17 protein-coding genes are annotated in these 21,444 nt (G+C 46.7%); 3 read left to right on the top strand and 14 right to left on the bottom strand.

Features of this window, described 5'->3' with window-relative positions:
- Positions 1-16: 16 nt before the first annotated feature.
- The gene (locus P364_RS0119920) at positions 17-2,764 is read right to left on the bottom strand and encodes a PAS domain S-box protein (RefSeq protein ID WP_024631841.1); all 2,748 of its coding nucleotides are present in this window, start codon (positions 2,762-2,764) and stop codon (positions 17-19) included.
- Between the two features lie 275 nt (positions 2,765-3,039).
- Here P364_RS0119920 and P364_RS0119915 point away from each other — a divergent pair, with 275 nt between their 5' ends.
- The gene (locus P364_RS0119915) at positions 3,040-3,870 is read left to right on the top strand and encodes a protein-glutamine gamma-glutamyltransferase (protein ID WP_079344188.1); all 831 of its coding nucleotides are present in this window, start codon (positions 3,040-3,042) and stop codon (positions 3,868-3,870) included.
- A 188-nt stretch (positions 3,871-4,058) separates the two neighbouring features.
- On the opposite strand, the gene infC is transcribed toward P364_RS0119915, so the two are convergent.
- The 6 genes from infC to P364_RS0119885 form a co-directional block, all read right to left on the bottom strand.
- Positions 4,059-4,550 carry a translation initiation factor IF-3 gene (infC, locus tag P364_RS0119910; protein ID WP_024631839.1) on the bottom strand — a complete coding sequence of 164 codons (492 nt, stop codon included), beginning with the start codon at positions 4,548-4,550 and terminating at the stop codon, positions 4,059-4,061.
- Between the two features lie 135 nt (positions 4,551-4,685).
- The gene (locus P364_RS0119905) at positions 4,686-5,618 is read right to left on the bottom strand and encodes a manganese-dependent inorganic pyrophosphatase (RefSeq protein ID WP_024631838.1); all 933 of its coding nucleotides are present in this window, start codon (positions 5,616-5,618) and stop codon (positions 4,686-4,688) included.
- 382 nt (positions 5,619-6,000) lie between these two features.
- Entirely contained in the window at positions 6,001-6,732 is a 732-nt protein-coding gene (locus P364_RS0119900; protein WP_328285966.1) for a metallophosphoesterase family protein, read from the bottom strand.
- Between the two features lie 113 nt (positions 6,733-6,845).
- Positions 6,846-7,853, bottom strand: a complete 1,008-nt coding sequence (locus tag P364_RS0119895) for an LLM class flavin-dependent oxidoreductase (RefSeq protein WP_024631836.1) — start codon at positions 7,851-7,853, stop codon at positions 6,846-6,848.
- Between the two features lie 183 nt (positions 7,854-8,036).
- Positions 8,037-9,974 carry an LTA synthase family protein gene (locus P364_RS0119890; protein ID WP_024631835.1) on the bottom strand — a complete coding sequence of 646 codons (1,938 nt, stop codon included), beginning with the start codon at positions 9,972-9,974 and terminating at the stop codon, positions 8,037-8,039.
- A 104-nt stretch (positions 9,975-10,078) separates the two neighbouring features.
- Positions 10,079-12,349 carry a putative PEP-binding protein gene (locus P364_RS0119885; RefSeq protein WP_024631834.1) on the bottom strand — a complete coding sequence of 757 codons (2,271 nt, stop codon included), beginning with the start codon at positions 12,347-12,349 and terminating at the stop codon, positions 10,079-10,081.
- Between the two features lie 231 nt (positions 12,350-12,580).
- Between P364_RS0119885 and P364_RS0119880 the strand changes: the two genes are divergently transcribed.
- The gene (locus P364_RS0119880; protein ID WP_024631833.1) at positions 12,581-12,958 is read left to right on the top strand and encodes a VOC family protein; all 378 of its coding nucleotides are present in this window, start codon (positions 12,581-12,583) and stop codon (positions 12,956-12,958) included.
- A gap of 240 nt (positions 12,959-13,198) precedes the next feature.
- A complete protein-coding gene (locus tag P364_RS0119875; protein ID WP_024631832.1) occupies positions 13,199-13,867 on the top strand; it encodes an SOS response-associated peptidase in 669 nt (222 codons plus the stop codon).
- Positions 13,868-13,897: 30 nt separating this feature from the next.
- Here P364_RS0119875 and P364_RS35495 read toward each other — a convergent pair whose 3' ends face one another.
- The 7 genes from P364_RS35495 to P364_RS0119840 form a co-directional block, all read right to left on the bottom strand.
- On the bottom strand, positions 13,898-15,376 hold the full coding sequence (locus P364_RS35495; RefSeq protein WP_236642182.1) for an AraC family transcriptional regulator: 1,479 nt from the start codon (positions 15,374-15,376) through the stop codon (positions 13,898-13,900).
- 286 nt (positions 15,377-15,662) lie between these two features.
- Positions 15,663-16,664 (bottom strand): ABC transporter substrate-binding protein, encoded by a 1,002-nt coding sequence (locus tag P364_RS0119865; RefSeq protein WP_024631830.1) that lies wholly within the window; start codon positions 16,662-16,664, stop codon positions 15,663-15,665.
- A gap of 182 nt (positions 16,665-16,846) precedes the next feature.
- Positions 16,847-17,221: a hypothetical protein gene (locus P364_RS35490; protein WP_024631829.1), complete on the bottom strand. Its 375-nt coding sequence runs from the start codon at positions 17,219-17,221 to the stop codon at positions 16,847-16,849.
- Positions 17,218-17,526 (bottom strand): exonuclease domain-containing protein, encoded by a 309-nt coding sequence (locus P364_RS0119855; protein WP_024631828.1) that lies wholly within the window; start codon positions 17,524-17,526, stop codon positions 17,218-17,220. The genes P364_RS35490 and P364_RS0119855 overlap by 4 nt, the downstream gene beginning before the upstream one ends.
- Before the next feature lie 24 nt (positions 17,527-17,550).
- Positions 17,551-18,357, bottom strand: coding sequence for a class I SAM-dependent methyltransferase (locus tag P364_RS0119850; RefSeq protein ID WP_052016691.1), 807 nt, complete (start codon positions 18,355-18,357; stop codon positions 17,551-17,553).
- 184 nt (positions 18,358-18,541) lie between these two features.
- Positions 18,542-19,129, bottom strand: a complete 588-nt coding sequence (locus P364_RS0119845; protein WP_024631826.1) for a histidine phosphatase family protein — start codon at positions 19,127-19,129, stop codon at positions 18,542-18,544.
- Positions 19,126-21,423 carry a class I SAM-dependent methyltransferase gene (locus tag P364_RS0119840; protein WP_024631825.1) on the bottom strand — a complete coding sequence of 766 codons (2,298 nt, stop codon included), beginning with the start codon at positions 21,421-21,423 and terminating at the stop codon, positions 19,126-19,128. Before P364_RS0119840 ends, P364_RS0119845 begins: the two co-directional genes overlap by 4 nt.
- Between the last annotated feature and the right edge of the window lie 21 nt (positions 21,424-21,444).

The raw sequence follows: 21,444 nt of genomic DNA, 5'->3' as shown, positions 1-21,444 counted from the left end.
TTGCACTTGGAGCTCATCAGCGCTCGTGCTTTGCTCGAATGAACGGAACCCATGTGTTTAATACACGACTAACTTCCGCAGAGCTGAACGGTTTACTGATAAAATCCTGCATGCCGCATCTCAGACAGGCTTCACGGTCGTTCGCCCCTGCAAAAGCGGTGATGGCAGCAATGACCGGGATTTCAGGATGGGTTTGCCTAATTCTGCTTGTTGCTTCAATCCCATCCATAACGGGCATCTGGATGTCCATAAACAGAAGGTCGTATGATTCCCTTTCCAATGCTTCCACCGCTTCTGCACCGTTCTCCACGATATCACATACACCGCCGAGCTTCCGAAGCATTTCCTCCAGCAAATGACTGTTTAATGACTGATCCTCAACTATAAGTATTTTAATGCCCGCTGCCAGACTTGTTCGATCCAGCTTCAGGTCGTGATCAGCCACCTTTTCAATCCGATCCGTGGACTCATCTTGCCATCGTTCAAGTAACAAAGTGAAATGGAAATCTGCTCCCTCACCTGTCTCACTCTGTACACCAATGGCACCGCCCATCAGTTCCACCAGCTTCTTACTGATGGCCAGCCCGAGGCCCGTGCCTCCATATTTGCGATTGATAGCCGGATCAAGCTGAGAGAAGGACTGGAACAGTTGATGCTGCTTGTTGAACGGAATGCCAATCCCGGTATCTTTGACTGAAACTGACAAGAGAAGGTGATTCTCATCGTATAATCCCGCTGGCTTAACGTTCGCGTGAACCTGAATGCTTCCCTTCTCCGTGAATTTGACGGCATTGCCTACCAGATTAATTAAAATCTGACGAATCCGTGTTTCATCGCCTCTTACGCGTTCGGGAATCTGTTCGGACATTTCACAGTATAGTTCAATATTTTTTTCGGAAGCTCTAAGCGCGAATAGTTCCATGACCCCGCCAAGAAGGGCTTTGATATCAACTGGCTGGCGTTCGAGATCCATTTTACCTGCTTCAATCTTGCTGAAATCCAAAATTTCATTCAGAATATGCAGCAGTGATTCACCACTGTCGATGATAATATCGGCAAATCCGTTCTGCTCCTCATCCAGCTCTGTTTCTTTTAACAGATGAGCCATTCCCATGATTCCATTCAATGGTGTACGAAGCTCATGACTCATAATCGCCAGGAACTCTGACTTGGCCCGGTCCGCATGCTCTGCCACTTCCTTGGCACGAATGATGTCCTTCACCGATGTCATATCGCGAAAAACGAGTACAGCTCCACGATTGTCTCCCTGATCCATAATCGGTTTCAGTTGGAACTCCGCCAGAAAGCTGGAGCCATCCTGCTTCCAAAAGACTGACTCTGATCGCGGCAGGCTTCGCCCTTCACGTACCGCTTGGAGAATCGGATTACCATTGGACGGATAAGGAATACCCTCACTTTGCATTTGTAACATAATCTCTTCAAGTGGTTTTCCATTCATTTCAGACGGACAGAAATCCATCATCTCCGTTGCAATCGGATTGGCAAATATCAGGTTTCCGTTCTGATCCAGGCCAATAACTCCCTCAGACATGGCATTGAGAATCAATGCCCGTTCATTACTGAGATTTTCAATCTCCTCTACATACCTTTTGGACTCCGTAATATCACTGGTTATCCCATAGACGCCAACAACACGATTCTCGAGCAAAATCGGAACATTAATTACACTCGTTTCAATGCGCTGCCCGTCTTTGTGAATCAGCCCTACTTCATAGCGCTGTGCGTTTCCTTTTACAGTCTCTTCAAAGTGATACCTCGTCTTCTCCAGGTCCACCGGGTCAATGAGATGATCAAAGGGTCTGCTAAGAAGCTCCTCCCTGGTATGGCCTGTCAATTGCTCCTGTCCTGTGTTGGCCTTCAGCAAGTTTCCGTCCAAATCTAATGAAGCAACCCCTAGAGGGTTGCAGTCAAACAATGACTGGTATTCCTGAAGACTTAATTGCTGCTGCTTGCTCGCTGTAATATCACGGGTCACCGCGATTATTTCCTGCAGATTTCCCTGCTTGTCATATAGATACTGAGAGATGGTATCCGCCCATACAACCGAACCATCCTTATGCAGGAGCCGATAGCTGATTCGATCAGGGGCAAGGCCCTGAATTTGAGCAGCCACGTAAGCCTCGACCAGAGCCACATCGTTGGGGTGAATGCAGAACAGGCCAGATTGACCAATAACTTCTTCCGGATCATATCCCAACATGCTTGTGCTGGCTGGAGATACGTACTTGAACGTTCGTTCCGGATCGGCATGGTGTATGGCAATCAGGTCAAGCGAGGATTCAGCCAGTAATCTTGAGATTCGGCTGCTCTCCTCCAACTGCTCACGCTGTATAATCAGTCGATTCTCCGCGTCCTTCTGCTTCGAAATATCCGCTGCCTGAACAAGCAAATAAAGCGGCTCACCGCTCGGTTCATCCCTGACGATACAGGCTCTTACCGTCACCCACAGAAGAGAATCATCCTTGCGCTTAAGCCGCAGCTCGGTTTCATACATCAGACTTAATCCGTTGGTCATATCCCAGAAGTGGGATCTAAATTGCCCCATTTCCACGTCTTCCTCATAAATCATATGTACGAGAGGGGCGTTAATCAATTCATCTTCACTGAATCCCAACATCTCGCAAAATGCCGGATTAAGCTGGAGCCAACGTCCGTTCACATGCGAGGCAACAGCAATGCCGATCGGTGCATGTGTGTATAACTGTTCGAACAGAGAGCGATTCTCTGCAATTAGATTCGACACCGCATATCCTCCTTTATTAGGAATCTGAATATATTCCGTATGAACAGATCGACCTGAACATAACTTCATCTATAAGAGTAGTACCCCAAATGTAATGATTTATAAACGAGTTGAACAAAAAATCCAGGCCATAATCGACATTCTTATCGTGTGTTCATGCTGTCTGCACCTGCAGACATACAAAACCGCACAACTGGCGTCATATACTACAGAATAACGCGTGCATCCCCGTTTGTACAAGGCTGAACATCCCAATGATACTGGAGGTTATGAATATGATTATTGTTGCGAATCAACCGATTGAGCTGGTGCGTTCGGATTGGTCTGCTTTTGCATGGCACTGGTTACAGCAACTACAGAACAGTCCCACAGTATACACCTATCAATCCATGGATCATCTTCACTTTGAATGGACACTGCGGGAGTCTCTGGTTGATGCAGCGGAAGCACTGGATCGTAGTGGTGTCAGCTTCGCCTCATTCGAGAAATCCAGGTGTAACCCGGCCTATTGGAATCGAAATGCTCAAGGAGGCTTTGAGCTAAGGGGTGAGGTGACGCCTGCGCAGGGAATCCGGGACATTTGGAAGAATGGTCATTTGTATGCCTTTGAATGCGCAACAGCGACTGTAATTGTTCTGTATGGCGGTGTATTGAACAGCATTCGGGAAGATGATTTCAATTCCCTGTTTCGCAACCTGCTGCTCTATGACTGGCACTATGACAGCGATCTGCGATTAACGGAAAAGAACGGAAGTAACTCTGCGCTTCCTGGAGATGTATTGTACTTCAAAAATCCGGACGTTTCCCCTGAAACACCAGAGTGGCAGGGAGAGAATACCATTATGCTGCGTGAAAATTCATATTATGGACATGGAATCGGGATTGCAAGCGGGGAAGAAATCATTCGTTCATTGAACCAAAATCGTATTCCTGGAAGTACAGTTTCAGCCTATTTAATGGATACGGTCATTTATCCAGACTTTTTATATCTGTCCCGATATGCCAAGAACGGTAACAACGGAAATTCACAGACAGCCTCTTCTACCCCGGTCTTGCCGGGACAATTGTATGTGCGTATTGGCGGCAGCCGCTACTTGCGAACCTGACATAGCTTGAAGTGTATTGGTCATTAGAAGTTCGTTCAGCAGGGTTTAATGATATTCCATGCTTAAACCCCCGAGAAGCAGCAGGTCCACTGTTGCTTCTCGGGGGTTTTGGAGCAATTGGGACAGCCAGTTCATTAACGACTGGATAGCCCCACCGTTCCATTGTTAGTTAATTTCATTCATCGTTATTATTCAATGGGGTCCAATTGCACAACGACCTGTTTGCCGCTTACCTGAACCCCCGTCGTTTTACTGCCATACTCAGCCAGAGATTTGCATAGCTGTTCTGCCCATTCCTTGCCTGCTGTTCCTTCCTTGGCTCCATGCACCTGGATGACGAGCTTGACCGAGTCACCCTTCGTCAGGATGCGCTCTGCCTGAGATTGCTTGGTTTCCCGGTCGTGGTCTTCCATCTGCAGGTTCAGCCGAATCTCCTTCACTTTGCGTTTGTCGGGTGATTTCGCAGCTTTCTTCTTCTCTTGCTGCTTTTCCTGTCTCGCTGCACCAGCACCAATCAGTTTGCATGGCGGCGGGCTTATCATTAGAGACGTACAGATCAGATCCACTTTGTACTGCTTCGCAAGTGCGAGCGCATCACGGGTAGACATGATGCCCAGATCCTCACCGTTCAGGCCGGTCAGTTGGACCTCAGTCGCTTTAATCTTTTCATTTTTGATCATGGTACATCCTCCTCTACAACAAAAGCCTGTCCTGACCTATGACAGATCAAGAGCAGGCTTGGATGTTGTGAACTGAATATTCATCGTATATCTGGACGTAATGGTTATACGTCGGTTTTGTGCGTCTTGTTCGTCTTACAACGAGTTGAAAGCTTCGGTCAGAACCGGTACAATTTGCGACTTGCGGGATACTACGCCTTTGAGCACCGCTCTGCTATCCGACAATGTTACATTGTATGCTTTCTCTACAGCTTGAGTGGAAGCACCATATGCCAATGCAACAGAATCGTTGTTCAGGATGTCCGTTACGACAAATACGAACAGGTCGAGACCTTTGCTGGAAATAATCGCTTCAATCGCTGCTTCAAGCTCAGGTTGCTTCACAAGCACATCATTCACGTCAACCGCGTTCACTTGTGCAATTTCCACTTTAGCTTGACCCATTACGAATTCTTTGGCATCCAGGGAAATCAGTTCAGCAATCGTTTTCTGGCTCAGATCCGCGCCCGCTTTCAGCATATCCAGACCATAGCTGTCTGCATCCACACCAGCAATGGCAGCCAGTTCACTTGCAGCTGCTACATCCTGCTCTGTGCATGTTGGGGATTTGAACAACAGGGAATCCGAAATAATCGCGGACAGCATCAGACCAGAAATCGGTGCGCTGATTTCCACGCCGTTTTCTTTGTACAATTTATTCAAAATGGTTGCTGTACAACCTACAGGTTCTGCACGGAAATACAAAGGCTGGCTTGTCTCAAAGTTAGCGATCCGGTGGTGGTCGATAACTTCAACAACCGTCACTTCCTCAATATCGCTGACACTTTGTTGACGTTCGTTGTGGTCAACCAGGATGACCTTGTTTACTTCATTGGCTGCTGTTTTAATCAGACGTGGCGCTGCCACTTTGAATTGGTCCAATGCAAATTGAGTTTCGCCGTTAACTTCGCCGAGTCGAACAGCCTCAACGTCTTGACCCAATTTTGTTTTCAAGTCTGCATAGGCAATGGCCGAGCAGATCGTATCCGTATCGGGATTTTTGTGACCGAAGATTAATGCTTTTTCCATATTAATAGCCCTCCGTCAATTCTGATTTAGATGAATAAAATGTAATGTTTCAATCATACCCTTACTGATTATAGCGTTAATAAGGCTTAATTCCAATCCCTTTACAGCGAATTAATTACAAATTCATGTCAGCGTGTCAGGGTCTTGCCTTTATACTCACAGTGAGCACAAATTCTGTTCCGCCCTTTCGATAGCTTCAGTTAGGCTTACATAATGATTATCATTCCGTAAACGAATACACAACTCTGCCGTCCCCCCAGCTTCGATCCATTGCCGGTATGTATACCAATCCACATTCTCCAAAAAGTAAAAGGTCAGAGCTTCAACAGGATTTGATTTATATTTTTGTTTAAAATGCTTTATTTGAAATTCGCAACGTGGATTAAGCCTCGGGACCCTGACGGGTCTCTCCTCTTTTCACAAAAAAGACCTGTACACTTCCGTCTTCACTGATCTCAAGCAAGTTCAATCTAGCACCATAAGCACATCCACCATCAATGCCAATCTTGTCCCCGCTGGGGTCAAACCAGACACCTGGCTCAGTATGCAAATTTTTGACTGGCGTATGACCGAATACCACCGTCTCCTTGAGCGAGGTTGGTCTTGAATAGAACGGCTCCCGAATCCAAATGAAGTCACGCTCTGACTGGGTCCGCCAATCTTCCACCTCCGGATTAATTCCGGCATGTACAAAGATATAACCAGGAATTTCGTATACAAGGGGAAGCTGCTCCAAAAAACGAAGATGATGCTCATAGTGTGTACGCAGCCTATGCTTGGCTTCAGTATAAGCATCCCAGTCCAACTGCTCATGATCCAAAGAAACCTCGACATAGCTAGCCAGCGTCTGTAAACCGCCATTACGAATCCAGTGTTTGTCATACTCCTCGACATCATGGTTCAGCGCCTTGACCATCATCGCATCATGATTTCCTTTGATCGTAATAATGTTGTACTTCTCATGCATCTGCATGATCTGTTCCACGACCTCTTTGCTCTTCGGCCCGCGGTCCACATAATCACCCAACAAAATCAGCTCGTCCTGCTCAGGATCGTATTCTGCAAGCTCAAGCAGCGTATTGAATTCGTCGTAACAGCCATGAATATCACTAATGACACATCTGCGAATATGAATCTCTCCTCTCCCTGATCACGCAAGAGTATAACCGGAACCTTGTAAGACAAGGCTCCAGCTAGTTCAGAATACTAATTCCCGTTCAGTACCAATTAATCCTGCTTTAAACCAAAGGCTTCCGCTATCAGACTGAATGAACGCAAACGATCCTCGAAGGAATGAATCGCTGACGCAATAATAACCTCATCCGCTTCATAGCGATCAGCCATTGCCGTAATTTTGTCCTTCACCTGATCCGGTGTACCCACGATGGAAAAAGAACGACGTTGACGGATCTGTTCCATCTCCATGGCCGTAAATGGATAGTTATTCACCGTTTCCAGAGATGGGAAGGAGTTCTGCTCCAGACCCCGCCCAAGCCGCAAGAAGAAGAGCTCATTGCTGCGAGCCAGTTCAGCGGCCGCTTCCTCAGTCTCCGCGCAGAATGCCGACACCGCAATCATGGAATGGGGTTGGTCATTCAGGATGGAAGGCTTGAAATGTCGGCGATAATGCTTCATCGCTTCCTCTCCACCCGGCGTTCCGAAAAATTGGGCAAATGCATAAGCGGTCCCTTGTGCCGCAGCAATTCGCGCACCTTCGGAACTGGAGCCGAGCAGCCATACTTCCGGAACGGTGGGTACGGATGGTCCGGCAACCAAGGAAGCAAACCGATGATCCTCCGGCAGCTGTTCATGAAAATACCCACCCAGATCGGCAATTTGCTGCGGGAAGAATTGTACATTCGATGACTTTCCTTCATTCAGGGCTCTGCTTGCAATAGGCATTCCCCCTGGTGCTCTGCCAATTCCAAGGTCGATTCGGCCGGGGTGCAGCGCTTCCAGCAAACGAAAATTCTCGGCGACTTTATATGCACTGTAATGAGGCAGCATCACGCCACCTGAACCTACCCGAATTCGATCTGTATGTGCTGCAACGTGCGCAATCATAACTTCCGGACTGGAAAATGACAGTGCCCCACTGCCGTGATGCTCCGACATCCAGAAGCGGGAGAAGCCCAGCTCATCTGCATGCTTGGCAAGAGTTACGGTTTCCTGAAGGGTATCCTGTACCGTCCGTCCTTCATTAATATGTCCATGTTCTAGTACACTAAGTTTCATCTATATTCATTCCTTTCGTGATCTGAGTTAATGGCTGCAGCTTCCATTGTAACATTATTAATTACAGTTTCAAAGAACATCTCCTTTTCATTACACGTTTAGGATGTACGATAAATAAACAAATAACGCCACCAGCTCCTGAGCCAGTGACGTTATGATGCTTCATACATGAAAAAAATTTAATTACGGTGCACGTTTGGGCAATAGCTTTACATACTCGTCAGACAGCTTCATCAAGCTGAGCACGTGCTCATAATCCGAACGGTACGGCTCCAGATCCGTGACGGGTTCATACGTTTTTAACGAGTAGGCTGTTCCATCATCAAAGCCCGCACCCGGAATAAACATTATGTCATTATTCACAAACGAACCTGTCGGCAAGTAATACCGGATACCGAACGCATTGTGATCCATGTTAAGCAGATCGTGGCCAAAGGCTGTAAATTTCTCTTCCTTCAAGGAAACTCCCATCAGGTTCAACACCGTTGGCATGATATCCAACTGACCGCCAGGCTGTTCAATGACTTGCCCTTTTGCCTGTTTTGGCGTGTGGATCAGGAGCGGGATGTTGAAACGACTTACTTTACCGTCATATGGCACGCCCAGATTGGTCTGGATCTGCTGTGTAATCTCATCGTTTGCTGGCAAACCGAAATGGTCCCCGTATATCACAAGTGTTGTGTTATCCCATAATCCGTTCGCCTTGAGTTCATTGATCAACTGACCTACCGCATAGTCCGTATAATTGATCGCTTGCAGGTAATCGTGCAGCAACGTATTGGTGATTGTGGCCGGGATGGTAATTCTAGCTCGGTCCGCTGGAACCGTAAACGGCGAGTGGCTGGATGCTGTAATGAACTGAGCATAGAATGGCTGATTAGCAGCCTGATGTGCAGTCATTTTTTCCATACCTACACGATATAGCTCCTCATCCGATGGTCCAAAATCATTAAACTTATCATTCTCGAAGCTGGGCTTGTCGAAGTACCGATTGAATCCAAGCGCCGGATACATTTTGTTTCGGTTCCAGAAGGTGACGTCATTGACGTGGAACGTCTCCGACTCATATCCTTCTTTACCAAGCAGTTTTGGCAGACTTGGCAGATCACGGTCACTATACCCTGCTGACATGGGTACAACCCCGGTTGGATAGATGGAAGTGTTCGACATGAACTCGGCATCCGATGTATTTCCCTGTCCGATCTGCTGGAAAAAATGAGAAAAATAATAGCTTTCTTTAGCCAGATCATTCAGAACCGGAGTTAATACCTGACCGTCCAGGGAAGCATTAATCGGGAAATTTTGAAATGACTCCAGTTGGAGGACAATCAGATTGCTTCCCTTGGCCTGACCAAAATATTTGGCTTTAATCGCCGTGCCCTGACTGGACTTCTCCTGGTACGGATACTTGCTAACCAGTTGATTAATCTTGTCGATCGTTTCATTAATGTTGCCATTCGCAATGGCTTCATTCTCTTTGCTCGTCAGTATCGCTGATGACACCTGATAATTCAGGAAACCGAGGTTTTCGGCACGAACCAGCTCATTATCAATCGTTTCACCTTTAACAATGAAACTGCCCGACAGCGTGATGCAGAACGCAGCGGTCAGGGCTACTCCCAACTTGCCCCAGTACCGTCTCCGGCTTCTGCCGAAATGGAGTCCACTGTCGCGATAGCTGCTGTTGCGGCCTGAGGTACGACGACTGCGGAGGATAAACCATACCGGTACAGCCAGTACGATGTCCACAAAAAACAGGAAGTGCTCAGGTCGTACCAAAGGTCCGATACTTCCTCTCACCTGAGCAACCTGGCCGATCTCGCTCAGCGCCGTATATGTGGGAACCGAACTGAAATGTACGTTATAGAGTGTCGCCGCGAATAATACCAGCGAGAACAACACATTGAAGCCTCCGTACACTGCACGCTTCCAGCCTTTTGGCACGATCAGATCGAGGATACATACCACGGTCAGGGCCCCCAATGCGTCAGTAACGAAACCGATGCCGGACAGACCCTGGAAAAAGAAATACCGCAAAAGTGACAACTTCAGCAGCATAAGAATAAATAACACGATAAATAAGATCCGTGATGAGGTCCGCTCATTTTTGGAATTAAACATGGTCGCTTTCAACCCTTATCTGAAATTTTTACGTTCATTTTACAAAACGCATATTTCAGTATAACAGTTTTATGCTTTGTATTCCATGAGGGGATATAGAAAGCTTAAGCTATCGTCGATATATCTACGTCCTGCCTGTTTTCGTTGTGATTCTGCTTCTCGGCAAGGAGTGCCGCCTGTGCGGCAGCGATACGGGCAAGCGGCACCTGTTCTGGCAGACAGCTCACATAATCCAGACCAATACGGTGGCAAAAAGCAATGGAAGCCGGATCGGCTGCATTCTCACCACAGATGCCTGCTTTTAGATGCGGTTTCCGAATTCGGCCCTGAACGAGAGCCATCTCCACTAGTTGCCCCACCCCGTCGATGTCCAGTACCTGAAATGGATTGCTGGGCAGTGAACGTTGCTGCTCGGCAAAATGAAGGAATGACTTCTCCGTATTGTGACGGCTGTAACCGAACGTCATCTGTGTCAGGTCATCGGTGCCAAACGAGAAGAAGTCCGCATGTCGGGCAATATGTGCTGCGGTCAGTGCCGCTCGTGGAACTTCTATTCGCGCGCCTACTCTGTAGAGACAGTGACGCTTCTCCTCTCCAAGCACCTGGTCCGCTACATGATCCACCAGCTCTCTCATATCCTGAAGTTCATTGGCATGCCCCACCAAAGGAATCATAATTTCGGGCCGCACCCACAGCCCTTGGCGGATACCCTTCACCGCTGCACGAAAGATTGCTTCAAGCTGCATATCGTAGATTTCCGGGAACACGGTTCCCAGTCGACAGTCCTGCTGTCCTAGCAACGGATATTGTTCATGCAATTCCAGCACTCTGCGGATTACACGATCAAGCTCCTGCACTTCGGTGTTATTTTCCTCTAATTTGCTGAGAGCCAAATGCTCACGTCGTTCGTTTAACCTTTCAATATCAGGCAGCAGCTCATGCAGCGGTGGATCGAGCAATCGAATGGTTACCGGATAACCATCCATCACTTCGAAGAGTTGTTCAAAATCAGCCTGCTGCATCGGCAGCAGACGTTCCAGTCCGCGTTTGCGCTCAGCTTCACTGTCTGCCAGAATCATTCTCTGTACAAAAGGAAATCTCGAAGCAGACAATAACAATTGTTCTGTCCGACACAAGCCAATGCCCTCAGCCCCTAACGCGCGGGCCTTCATGGCGTCCTTGGGATGATCCACATTCGATAGTATTGTAAGTGCCTTCATTTCATCAGCCCATTCGAGCAGAAGCTGCAGCTCTGGTAATAAAGTTGAAGATGTTTTCAGCATTTCCGTCACATGCCATGGCTGGATACGTAATATTGCATCCTCCTTGGTAATAATCCCTTCATCCACGAGATCTACAGTACTCCTCAGCGCAGCCTTCGAGGTTAGCCTCGCTTCACTGATTTCCACCAGATACAGCGCCCCTGAATCCACAGCAAACTGGATCTCCTGTACCTCATTCGTGCGGGACTCCAGATAACGGCAAGCATCCTGCAGCAGAGCATACAGTTCGGGCTCATCTCTCTGCAGCTCATCCAGTCCTTTATTCAAGCCTTCGGATGCAGCAGATGAAACGTAATCACCTGTCATGCCTCGTTTCCCTGTACCCGGATGACGGGAATATACCGTGCCGATCCCGCTGTGGTCACCACGCTCGCCATTGACCATCATCTGTATAAGAACAGCTGCTCCTTGAGTTTCATCCGAGAAATGAGAGGATTTCCGAAGAAGCTCTTGTTGGGAATTGGGCCGTAGAACACGATGTGCATCAGAGATTACCCGCATCGCTTCTTTTAACTGTAACTGTACATCCTGAGGGAAAGGATGATATCCTTTCTCTTCTATTAAACGTTTATATTCCGCGATGGCGAATTCCAGGTTCGCTTCATCGAGTATCGAGATGTCTTCCAATTTTTCTTCAAAAAGGGCATACGGAATGTCGTGTACCAGCTGACCATAATCCTGCAAAAAAATCCGATAACAATTCAGGGCATACGGACGATCATTGGTTTGCCTTGCGAGCCCCTCCACCGTCACATCATTCAGTCCTACATGAAGCAAAGCCTGAGAAGCTGTATTACGGGAACACGTTTCACTTGACCGGACGGCAAGCAGCAGCGGTGCTAAGGAATCGCCGTAGAATTTGCCGGATTGCTGCTCAAGATGCTGAATTGCGCTGCCAATCTCTTGGGCTCCTTCAGCTGAAAGAGGTGCACGACGGGTACAGAACGCGCGACAGCCTTCCTCTGTTACAATGAACCCGGCCGGAATGGGCCAACCTGCCTGGAGCATCGCTGCAAGTCCAGCCCCTTTACTGCCCATCAGCCCTTTCATCTCTGCCGTACCTTCTTCCAATAGAACTACCCGTTTCGTCATTACAGCGCTCCCATCTGCCAATACATGGCTGTGCTTAAAAGGCAATTCGGTTGCTCGAATTATCCTTTATCTAATGGTATGTCGCAATGCGGCAGTCAAGGACATTTGCTTCCTCTTTTTGTGCCTGAATTGAAGTTGTATGGCGTGTGCTCATATATGGTAATATAAAGCTTGACTCAATCTAAAAAGCTTCACCCATGATTCAACTACGTATATAAGGAGTGTAAATCAATGTTTACTCAAGTCGGGCAAATTATGTTGTATGTAAACGATCAGGACAAGGCTCTTCAATTTTGGACGGAAAAAGCAGGTTTCCATGTTGTTAATGAAGTCAATGGGAATGGCATGCGCTGGATCGAGATTGCTCCTGTGAAGGATGCCCAAACCACCATCATCCTGCACGACAAAGAATTCGTTGCCAAAATGTCCCCTGAATTAAACCTTGGCACACCATCTCTTATGCTTTTCACAGATAACCTGGATCAACTTTACACTCACTTATCCAATAAACAAGTTACGGTTGGCGAGATTGTAACGATGCCTGGCGGAAGAGTATTCAACTTTGCAGATGACGAAAACAATTACTTTGCGGTTATGGAGAAAAACTGAATCTTCTGGCTCAAAAGGAATATCACACCAAAAAGCCCGTTCAGTAGTGAACAGGCTTTTTTCTATATATTTTACTCAAATGCAAACCTACCTGCATCCAGTTTTATGCTGATTTATAAAAATCATCTAATTTATTGCATATTCACTTTTATTGGCTATGCAGCACCACATATTACCCGTTTCTAACGTTAAAGATTTGAGTTAAATTACGTACTATAGCGTTTTAAAGGAGGCTTCGATATGTGCGGAAGATTCACGATTACAGATCCAATCGAAGAAATTATGGACAGGTACTATGCTTCTATTGCTGAAGGATTTGAGTACAAACCTAATTACAACGCTGCGCCAATGCAATTCATCCCGACAATTATCGGTAGCAAAGACGGTAATCGATTGGGGTCGCTCCGATGGGGTCTAGTTCCTAATTGGGCCAAGGATGAAAAAATAGGCAATAAGATGATTAACGCCCGTGCAGAAACACTCACAGAGAAACCAGCCTTTAAACGCCTGCTCAGTTCCAAGCGTTGTATTATCCCATGCTCGGGATTTTATGAATGGAAAAAGGATGGATCCGTAAAGCAACCAATGCGGATTTTAATGAAAGATGACTCCATCTTCTCGCTTGCTGGCCTATATGATACTTGGATTGATCCAGAAGGTAAAAAGCTTTCAACTTGCACTATCATTACTACTGAACCTAACCGTCTTATGGCGGACATCCACGATCGTATGCCAGTCATTCTCCGGCCGCAAGATGAAGCGGATTGGCTAAACAAGGAATCGGACAAGGAAAGCGTTCTGAGGCTTCTCAGCCCGTATGAGGCCGATGAAATGATAGCATACAAGGTGGATTCTGCAGTAGGTAATGTGCGAAATAATAACGAGGAATTGATCAAAGAGGTCAGTTAAGAATAATTTAGTCCTCCCGTGTTATCTAATTCAGCCCAAATACCGCAATATATCATCAATCTTCTTCCCATGGGAAATCACACCATAGTTCATCCAGGTCATAAAATCCACCTCATATACATGACCGCTTTTTACTGCAGGCAGCCTCTTCCACTCATCACTTTCCAAGAGCTTCCGCTCCTCTCGGGGATAGGCAGAATCCATATTGTCAAATGTGATAAAGAGATGATCTGCCTCAAGCTGACTCAGCTGCTCCAGCTCAATGCTGATTCTTCTACTTTGATGTGCCCATTGTTGTACACAGAAATGCGGAGTTAATCCTAGATCTTGATACAATACAGGACCTACGTAACCGAACTGGTTCCCATAGAGTGTAATTTCCGATGCAGAAATACGCAAAAAAGCGACGGTTTTTCCACGCATATGTCGTGTCAAAAGTTTCTTGGCTTCCTGCGCCTTTTCCTCATAATCACCTATTACATCCTGCACCCGGCTTACCTTTCCCAGCACATCCGCGGTGGATTTCAAAATGGAACGCCAGTCCTCACCCCAATGTTCCAGGTAAAACGTCGGTGCTACCTGCTCGAAGCGCCCCAGATTCCATCTTTCAAAGCCCTTGTTCAGCATAATAAATTCGGGGGTATTTGCCACATTAAACTGGGCATCGTGCTGGCTCACATCGAATTCCGGTACATCATCCAATCCTAAATAGTGTTGTCTGCCCCAGGAACGATGGGAATATTGCAACATCGGCCTTACTCCAAGGGCCAGTACGAAGTCTTCCAGATAAGGTGCAAATACACGCGCGTCTTGACGATGATGACGACGATACAATCCTGGTGAAATGCCAGCATACTGCTTAAAGCGACGGCCGAAATAATACTCGTTATTAAATCCGACATTCTGAGCAATATCATGCATACGATCATCCGTCAGTTGCAGTAGCTGTTTGGAGCGTTCCAACCGAACAGCATTCACATAGTCAAGCGGAAGTTTACCCGTAATTTCTTTGAATTGTCGAGTATAACTGGCCCTGGTGAGCCGGATATCAGCCGCTAAATCGTCAACCGTTATGGCCTGATTATAGTGTTCGCGAATATAACGAATGGAACGTTGAAGCCGTACGCGATCATTCGGTTCCTCGTTCTCGGGATCACTTTGCCGAAGCAAGGTCCTGAACCATTCCTGGAAGCGTAGTTGTACCTCCCACTGTTCCAGCCAATCACAAGTTGTCTGTTGGCGTAATAATTGTGCCAAGGGTTCCAAACAGGAACTCCATGGACTGTAATTCAGCTCGATAAGAGATAACGATCCTTGGATATCTATCCCTTTAACAAATCCATGCTGCTCAGTAGTATCTCCAATTTTCATACGGTTCGAAGTACCCTCTTTCACCTCAGCCACCGTCAGATCCAGTTTATAAAATTGCAATTCATTTTCAGTCCCAGTAGAATCTTCGATTACAATGGATTTTCCAACGGGAACAAATATAATCATTCCTTTTTCCATACGGATTTCCCTGTCCGAGCAGGCCATTGAACCATTTCCACACGTCACAACGAATAAGGAATATGAGTCAGACATCGGGTATGCGAGCCGTTTCAGTATATTGGGCTTATAGCGATCTACGTATTCTATATGTCGAAGTAAGCATAACCAGGGCTTGGGAATTAGTTGTACAATCGTGGGACACATATTCATCTTCCTCAATTGAGAATTGTTATCATTTGAATTAGTGTAAACGAAAAAAGAAAGCTCTTCAACCCTGAGGGAAGAACTTTCTTATGGAGAAGGCTTATAGCGTCATTTTTTGCAAGAGATCATCAATCTTCATTGTGTTTGCCGTAATCGCACCTGATTGCCAATATGACCTTTCCATCATGTACACCTGGTTGTTTTTAACTGCCGGAAGAGATTTCCACAACTTGCTATCTAGCACCTTCAAAGCTTCCTTGTTCTCGGGGGATGACCATTCTCCATTGGACGGAAATACAATAATATGATCCGCATCAAGCTCTGGAAAAGCCTCTTCAGAAAGGACTTCCTGATATTCTTCCATGTTGCCGACCAGTGGATGAGGCGTTAGACCAAGCTCTGAATAAATAAATCCGGTAAATCGATTTTTCACGCCGAACAATGCCAATGTATTATTGCTGATATTCAGTCGGACAACCGCTACGGTCTCATCCCCGACTGCTTCCTGAAGCTTCGCCTTAGCGTCTGCAATCTTGGCCTCAAATGTCGCAACAACTTCTTTACCCTTGTCTGGTTTACCAACAACATCGGCAATGGTCGTCAAGATTTGATTGGAATCCTGCAAAATGTCTTCTGGCAGGCGGTACGTCGGTGCCACCTTTGAATACATTTCATATTTCTCCATGTCCACTCCACCATCCACAATGATGAGATCCGGATCATACTGCAACAAAGCCTCAATGCTACCTGTAGTATCAAATTGTGGCACATCCAGGTCCAGATATTCCTGCACACCCCACATCGGATTATACCACTGTACTACAGGTGTGATATCAAGAGCCTTGAGATAATCCTCCACATAGATACCAGCAATCCGCTGCGGATGCACCGGAATCGTCACATCACCGAATTCATCCTGAACGACACGCGTCTCTGCTTCTTTTTCTGTTGTTTCAGATGTACTTCCATCCGATACTGCGGTCCCAGATGCAGGAGCCTGTTCTGCCTTTGACTCGGAGTTTGCCCCACATCCTGTTATAACTACAACCATGAGTAGCAGGATGATCGTCCACCCTTTGAACCCTCTACTGGATCTTACCATGATACTCTTCACCCCTATGTAATCTGTTGTTGTATCGGTGAGAACACATTTTTATAAATAATGATTATCATTCTCACTCGATGCTTAGATGAATTGTACCTTATGCTGTGTAAGACCCACAATACACATTTGAAGCTATTTTTTTATACAAACGTGAAGAATACACTGACCCTCCCCCCCGCTTAACGCAGGGGCAATGTACCTTGTTGATAACGTTCAAGCAATTGCATAACAAATGAATCCTCCATTTCGTCCTGTAACAGGGCAGCACCAATCAAACCAATATCATCACTGACATATCCCGCAAGTTCAGGATCGCCCGCAAGAGCAATCGTTCGTTTGAAAGCCAGTTCCCTGCATGCACGAAGCACTTCTTCCTCCACGACGTCAGACTTCTGAGCAAATCGTTTAAATGCCTGCATCCACTCATCGGCAAATTCGGAAGCATCCCGTTGATCCAGATAGGCTTCCACATCCAGCCCTTCGAATGTCTGCTGATCAACAATCCGCCCCTCCTTCATATCAGCCAGCAATTTATCCGCGTCCACTCTACTCATCTGGCCTCTCTCCTCCAATCGGTGCTGTTAAATACATCTCGGGAATCACAAGACGCTTCATTTGAAATCCCCGTAAACTCCGCCACCGCTTCTGGAATCGGTTTAGAGGCACGTACAAGTGAAGTGAATGATGAATCTAATGATTCCCCTTTTTTGTAATACATCGTACCAAATTGAGTCACACTATCCTCTGCCGGATTAATCCCCGTGCCTTCAAGATCAAATATGCAGTACGTCCTATCGTGCAATTCAGGGACTTTCAACTCTTCAATAGTATACGTATCCGGCATAAACGTAATCTTCATTTGGCGCTTTATCCCCTTTTTCATCTAGTCCAGCCGCGTAATTCTCGTCATTTGCTGTGTTGGTGTTATCCAGGTTCGACATACAAAATACTCGGGTAGTTGATCTACGAATGACTCTATGAAAGGAACACTCGGCGCATAGAAGAAGGAACCTCCTGGTTTTAGCGCTCTTAATAGCTCCATATATTTCTGAGCATATGCTTCTGGTTCGCCGTCTGCCTTGAGATGATGATGTGTAAAATGGTTGGAGAATGCCAAATGGGATATTATTGTCCCCCACTGTTCCTCTTCAAAAGAAGATTCCATCCAGCCCATACGTCGCAAAAACGGCCGATCCTCCGATTCCTCCACCTGTCTGTCCATCCCATAGGCTTCTATCTTTTTACCACGTAAAAATTGGACCAAATTGGCCTGCGGACCGCAACCAAGATCAAGCACAGGCGGATGCAGGTCCTCTACATCCAAACCGAGCCAGGATACCTGCAGATCCGCCGAGTACTCCTCACAAGGCACCCAGAACAGATGTGGATCCATCGCATATTTTTTAAACAATTCCTCGCCGTTGGTCTGTATTAGAAATGTTCTTAGGTGTTGATAATGCTTCTGGAAAAACTGCTGCACTACCCCTTCCTCAGCCTCTTCGTCCTTTAAAAGAGACCAGATCCGCATAAATTGATCTTTATATAATTCTGCCAGCTGCAACTTGTCTTTGCTCGTAAACTGCATAAACTGGTTCACCTGGATAAATTGGCGGATTCCTTGCTCAGCTAGTTTAATTGTAAAATGATTGAGTAATCCATCTGCAAAAATACGTTCTAATGCTTTTGCCACTTGAGCGCGATACTCCAATAGCCAGCACAACGTTCGCGGAGATGGCCCTAATGCAGACTTGCCCCGATTATAAAATAAACTTTTATTGTCATTAAAACGGATTTGTTGCTCCAAAACGGACCCTATCAACTTGAGGTTCAGTATAGTCGCCTCCTATCGTCGTTAGAACGTGTTACCTAGAGAACTAAACCTGTTCTTCCCACAATCGTGTTATCTGAACCAACCTGCTTTCACGATCAAACTCAAGCTTGTAGATGTCCGGCATCGTTGTATTTACCCAGAAGTCATAACCATAGGACGGATCATAATAATTGAAAATCAACGTCATGATATCCCCATGGGTGCCAATCACTATTTTTTGCCCCGGATGCCTATCGAGAATTCGCTGTATTACAGTGATTGCCCGTGACACGGCGACTTCCCCGGATTCTCCACCTGCATAAGCAAACGCGGGATCATCGTAGAGTCTTTGTTTGGCTTCCCGAAAATGTTCATGCTTCACTTCAGGACCTGACAGCTCACGCTCACGTAAATTCTCTTCGGTGACCACAATGCCGCCTGACACTTCGGCCAATCCTTGAATCGTATCCACGGCCCGTCTATACGGGCTGGAATAAAACAACTGGATCTGCTCCCGATGGAGCAAACCCGCGACGGTGGCTGCGTCCCTTTTACCTTGTTCCGTCAGACCACGCTCGCGTTCCTGCCCTTCCATATATTCAGACTCCGCGTGCCTTACAAAATATAAAGCCGTATTGGCTTCATTCTTCATCTGTCCGCCATTCCTTTCTTCTTTTCAATGACGATCAGGCAGGTGCTGTCTGGCAAAGGTGCAGGTTGACCGTTTTCCTCCATAAAGATAATTCGTTCTCCAAGCGCCTCCGTATATCCTTCCTGAAGAAAGTGCCGGAACGTAATGATCTCTGCTTGATCACCCAGCGCTTTGCGAATGCAGTCCTTATATGCCGACGGGGTAAATATGCCGAATTGCTCCTGAATCTCATGGACATATGCTTCTTCACCCCAAGTATACGTGTACAAAAATTCCATCGCATCGTTGATATCCAATACCGCCTCATTCCCGGAGATCCGCTCGAATTCAATGCTGCGTCCCTGGAAATCCTGTGCGTACCGCTCCAGCCACCGCATCCCATCCGGTTCAAGGAAACGAATCCGGCGCTTCTGTGCTTCGGGTTCGGTCATAATGCCATCCCGGATCAGAATTCGGCCCCCTGGGGACAACACGTCAAACGAACTTCTCAGTGCAGCAACGACGGTATCGCTGTTAAACCTCCGGCCATCACGTTCAATATACGAATACAGTTCATGCAGAATGGATGAAAAAATAACCGTATCCACCGTGCCTGGCTGCACGTATTGATCCAGTTGAAGAGCATCCCCCTTCAATACTTGCCAGCGATGTGCCTCAAGCTGCTTTTTACGCTCCAGTGCCTCTATGACATTCGCTGAAATATCAATGCCAATTGGCTCCATCTCAGGTCGTTCCTGCTCAATCAGATCGAGCAAGATTCCACCGCCGGGACCGATATCGAGCACACGTTTGCCAACCATATAATCCAGCAGCACTTTCTTGTAATCACCTGAGCTGTTCATGTCCGCCAGATACGTCTCTTCATTATGGAACCGATCATACGCATCCCGTCGCAATCCGAACAGATCAAATAACAGCAGAACAGCCTTCTCATATAATGGAGACTTTTCTGCTTCAATACAGAACGCAATCAGCTTCTCCGCCGCCGGGGAAAATTCAAATGTTACAAATACCGTATCCCCCAAATTCAGATGCCGTTTAATTCGATGTGTCAAGTGAGGGTAAGTGATCGTCTCACCTGCTTCAATCTGCGCCCACGAATACTGCTCCAAATACTTTTCGATCATTCGTTTCTTGTAAATATTCAGTTTCTTGACACCCTTGTAGTCGTAATACATCGTGTTCATTAATGGTTCAAAGCTGATATGCCTTACCACATCCAATGGTTGCTCCCGCGAAGTCGAATTTCTGTCTGATTCTTCCGTAGTTCTGCCTGTGCTGTTCGTCATCGAATTATCTACAGATAGCACCATAGCTTCACTGCTCAGCGTCAAAAGGAAGATCTTAACCATCTCCTGCAACGAAAAATCATGCATCGCTGACTCCACATACCATAAGGTCCGATGAGCCAGAGGAGCGAGAAGTCTCTCTATCTCAAGCTGGGCTTGAAGTTTGGCATATGCTTCATCCATCGCTTCTCCTTGACGTATAGACGAGCTCCGCAAGCGTGACAGCCGCTCCTTCACATTCCAGTCAATATGATCCGGAGCTGTCATGATCCAGCCCACGATACGCTGCACTTCAGGCTGAACCTGATTCCACAGTGCCAGGTCAACGCCTGCAATAACGCATTCATTCAGCGCCATCAGGATGGCCTGCAACTCATCAGAGGTAAGCCACCCTTGCGTTATGAACGAATGCAGCGGAGCATTTTCAGCAAACGGGATTTCTCCTCTTATGTACTGTCCAATATGCCCGTGTGTGGCAATAAGGGTGCGAATGATCTCATCCCGTGGTGTGGATGAACTATGTGCTGATGGTGCAATTTGTGTACTATCACTTGGAAGATCATTTAAAAAATCACTCGGGGATTCCGATCGTGATGCATCTTTCTCCTCACAATTACCTTGCTTGCCTTGCAAATCTTCAACACTTCCATACATGTTGTACAGCTGGGCTGAACCCACATTGTGCACGAACAGGTTAACCCCCTGTTTCTGCCAACTTCTGCGCTGTTTCAGTGATCCCGCCTTTGCCGTTTCCGACCAGACCAGCACATCCTCCAAAATTTCTCGAATCCAAAAAGAAACCTCAAGCTGATCCAGCACCTGAAGTGTGCGTTCTACATAATCCAGTACCGGGTTCGTACCTTCCAGCTCTGCTATGGAATGAATACGTTCCAGGTTAATATTCGGCTGTTCCGCCGCTGCCAGCAGTTGCAGCCACTGTGGTTGCTTCGCCTCCGGTAGCTGGCCTGACTTGTAAGATTGTATGGACTTTAATGAGTGCAGCATGGATCTCTTCACCTCGTTATC

This window comes from Paenibacillus sp. MAEPY2 (genome assembly GCF_000499205.1).
Lineage (GTDB): Bacteria > Bacillota > Bacilli > Paenibacillales > Paenibacillaceae > Paenibacillus > Paenibacillus vandeheii.
Note: the sequence above shows the minus strand (reverse complement) of the source record. Positions and strands in the feature narration are given on the sequence as shown.